Here is a 544-nt window from a genome sequence, read left to right as displayed (position 1 = left end):
CGTATCGGCCGTATTGGTGCAGCATTAGCCGCTATGTCTGATGTATCAGCATTATCAGCTGGTTCTGGTTTTGTCTGATTTTGCACGCAAGCAATGACAATTTTAGCGCTACTTAACAGAGTCTTTGTAGAAGGGTAGTGATTTTCATTGGCGTCCTGTGACGCATGGCGATGAATACTTTGATAGAATACAATGCTGGCAGGTTTTAGCTCAACTCGATCGATATGTACTTTAATCACTTCATCTAAAAATATTGCCTTTTTGTATTGTAGCTGTGCTTGACTCACTACAAAATGCTGAATTTGACCATCATCAGCATGCATAAAATAGCCGTTTAGACCAAGCTTACTAAACCAGTCGCGGCGACAATTTTCAAAAAACACCAGATGATTGGCATGATAGACTATACCGCCAGCATCCGTATGGTTGATATACACGCGGTAATCGGTAGAGTATAAAGGTAAAGAAGTAGGGTTTGATGGCGCTGTCGTCATAATTTGGCTCACATCGTTTGGCTAAAAAAGTAGCTCAGTAAAGTTATGTC

Annotated in this window: 1 protein-coding gene; it reads right to left on the bottom strand. The window is 41.0% G+C overall.

Features of this window, described 5'->3' with window-relative positions; genetic code table 11:
• Positions 1–506: thioesterase family protein (locus tag ACS8FD_RS23845; RefSeq protein WP_439277670.1), on the bottom strand; the 506-nt coding region annotated here is incomplete at its 3' end.
• Between the last annotated feature and the right edge of the window lie 38 nt (positions 507–544).

The sequence above is a fragment of the Psychrobacter sp. 1U2 genome (assembly GCF_051847575.1).
The sequence above is the reverse complement of the archived record's forward strand: the minus strand, read 5'-3'. Positions and strand labels throughout refer to the sequence as shown.